Origin of the sequence: Rathayibacter sp. AY1A2 (genome assembly GCF_002930935.1) — a bacterium.
GTDB lineage: Bacteria > Actinomycetota > Actinomycetes > Actinomycetales > Microbacteriaceae > Rathayibacter.
In genome coordinates, this window is the sequence record NZ_PSTP01000041.1 from 1 (window position 1) to 2301 (window position 2301).

The window sequence follows — 2301 nt, forward strand, 5'->3', positions numbered from 1 at the left end:
GGGGGGGGGGGGGGGGGCGGGCGCGGCGGCGGGGCGAACGGGCGGGGGCGTTCCGGCGGGGACGGACGGAGCGGGCTCGCACCGCGGACCGCCTCGGACGAGCTCCGCGATCCGCAGCACCCGGTCGACCGACGTCCGGGCGGACGGGTCGTGTGCTGGGACCCGCGCGGACCTCCGCGGTCGGCGGGACGTCGTGTCCTGTTCGCCTGCCGCCCCTTGCCCGCGCGCCGCTCCGAGCGCACGCTGGAGCCATGACCGCATGGAGCCCTCTCGAGACCGTCGGCGCCGTGGTGCTCGCCCTCGCGCTGATCGGGCTCGCCGTCGCGGCCGTGGTGGTCGGAGCAGGCGACGAGATCGCGTTCATCGGCGTGCTGGTCGCCTTCGCGGTCGCGGTCACCGGGCTCGGCCTCCACATCGCCGGCCGCGAGGCGCGGTACCGCCGCGACAACCGGTGATGCCGAAGCGCTTCCGCCGCGACGACCGCTGAGGAGGCGCGCTCCCGCCGCGACGACACTCGGCCGGTCAGTGCCCGAGCTCCACCAGCAGCACGCCGGCGATGATCAGGCCGATCCCGCCGAGCATCGTCCAGGTCAGCGGGTCCTGGAACAGCCAGCGGCCGAGCACCGCGGTCAGCGCGACTCCGACCGCCGCCCAGATCCCGTAGGCCACCCCGATCGGCATGCCCTGCGCGAGCGCTCCGGCCAGCAGCGTGAACGCGACGACGTAGCCGACTCCGACCACGACGTACCAGCGCTTCCGGCCGTCCGTCGCGGGCTTGAGGCTCATCGTCGCGGCGACCTCGGTGAGGATCGCGCCCGAGAGCAGCCAGGCCATCAGCGCACCGCCCGGCGCGCGGCCTGCGCTCGCTGCGACCCGATCTCGACCATCAGCACGCCCGCGATGATCAGCACCAGCCCGATCGTCATCACGCCCGTCAGCGGCTGCCCGAAGAGCACGGCCGCGAGGACCGCCGTCAGCGCGACGCCGCACGCGCCCCACACGCCGTAGGCGACTCCGATCGGCATGCCGGCCCTGAGCACCCGGCTGAGGAGGACGAACGCCGCCAGGTAGCCCGCCACCACGAGCGCGTACCAGCCCGGTGACTCGATCGCGGCCTGGAGGGCGAGCGACGCCGTCACCTCGGTGAGGATCGCGCCGGTGAGGAGCACCCAGCTCATCGCGTGCCGTCGGATCGGGTCATCCGGCCAGCGTAGGGCGGGCGCGGAGGCGTGCGCCCGCGGAACGAGAGCGCAGTGCCCGGAGACGGGGTGGGAACGATCGTTCTCCGGGCAGTGGCGCGCTCACCGCGCGAAGTGCTCGCGCACCTCCGCCTGCCAGCGCTCGCGGTCCTCCTCCGTGATGAACGCCGCGTCGAAGGAGTTGAGCGCCAGCTGCTCGAGCTGCGCGTCGTCCATCCCCAGCTCCTCGACCAGGGCGCGGTAGTTCTCGTCCACGTAGCCGCCGAAGTAGGGCGGGTCGTCGCTCGAGACCGTCACGACGAGTCCCTCGCGGAGCATCGCGGGCAGCGGGTGGTCGGCCATCGTGTCCACCGCGCGCAGGGCCACGTTCGACAGCGGGCACACCGTCACCGGGATGCGGCGCTCGCGGAGCATCGCGACGACCTCCGGGTCCTCCATCGCGCGGATCCCGTGGTCGATCCGCTCGACCTTCAGCAGCTCGACGGTGGCCGCGACCGTCTCGGGCCCGCCCTCCTCCCCGGCGTGCGCGACCAGGCGCAGTCCCTCCGCCGCGGCGCGCGCGTAGACGTCGACGAACAGCTCCGGGCCGAAGCCCACCTCGTTCGAGTCGAGCCCGACGCCGATGATGTGCTCGCGCCAGGGGAGGATCGCCGTCAGCATCTCGTCGGCCGCGTCGGCGCCCAGGTCGCGGAGGAAGCACATGATCAGGTCCGTCGAGATCCCGTGGGTCTCCTCGCTCCGACCGAGCGCACGGGTGATCCCGCTCATCACGGTGTCGAGCGCGACGCCGTTGCCGAGGTGCGTCTGCGGGTCGAAGAAGATCTCGGCGCGGCGGACGTTCGCCTTCTGCGCCCGGTCGAGGTAGCCGGTCGCGAGCTCGAAGAAGTCCCGCTCCGTCTTCAGCACGGTGAGGTTCGAGTAGTGCAGCTCCAGGAACGACGCGAGGTCGGTGAAGGAGTACCGCGCGCGGAGGGCGTCGAGATCCTCGGTGGGCAGGGCGACTCCGTTGCGGCGCGCCATCTCGACGATGTGCTCGGGCTCGATCGTGCCCTCGAGGTGGATGTGCAGCTCGGCGCTGGGCGGGGCGGGGAAGGCGGGGCGG

At 73.2% G+C, this 2301-nt stretch carries 4 protein-coding genes; 1 reads left to right on the top strand and 3 read right to left on the bottom strand.

Annotated elements, in window-relative coordinates; translation table 11 throughout:
- Positions 1-251 precede the first annotated feature (251 nt).
- Positions 252-455: a hypothetical protein gene (locus C5B93_RS16765; RefSeq protein WP_104292999.1), complete on the top strand. Its 204-nt coding sequence runs from the start codon at positions 252-254 to the stop codon at positions 453-455.
- Positions 456-522: 67 nt separating this feature from the next.
- On the opposite strand, the gene C5B93_RS16770 is transcribed toward C5B93_RS16765, so the two are convergent.
- The 3 genes from C5B93_RS16770 to C5B93_RS16780 all read right to left on the bottom strand — a co-directional run.
- Positions 523-834 carry a multidrug efflux SMR transporter gene (locus C5B93_RS16770; protein WP_104293000.1) on the bottom strand — a complete coding sequence of 104 codons (312 nt, stop codon included), beginning with the start codon at positions 832-834 and terminating at the stop codon, positions 523-525.
- Positions 834-1178, bottom strand: coding sequence for a multidrug efflux SMR transporter (locus C5B93_RS16775; RefSeq protein WP_104293001.1), 345 nt, complete (start codon positions 1176-1178; stop codon positions 834-836). The genes C5B93_RS16770 and C5B93_RS16775 overlap by 1 nt, the downstream gene beginning before the upstream one ends.
- A gap of 123 nt (positions 1179-1301) precedes the next feature.
- Positions 1302-2301 (bottom strand): adenosine deaminase (locus tag C5B93_RS16780; protein ID WP_308471259.1); only part of this gene is annotated, 1000 nt, incomplete at its 5' end.

Bases quoted from the DNA above. Each gene is read 5' to 3' on its own strand.
- C5B93_RS16770 (WP_104293000.1), bottom strand. From the start codon at position 834: ATGGCCTGGCTGCTCTCGGGCGCGATCCTCACCGAGGTCGCCGCGACG.
- C5B93_RS16775 (WP_104293001.1), bottom strand. From the start codon at position 1,178: ATGAGCTGGGTGCTCCTCACCGGCGCGATCCTCACCGAGGTGACGGCG.
- C5B93_RS16765 (WP_104292999.1), top strand. From the start codon at position 252: ATGACCGCATGGAGCCCTCTCGAGACCGTCGGCGCCGTGGTGCTCGCC.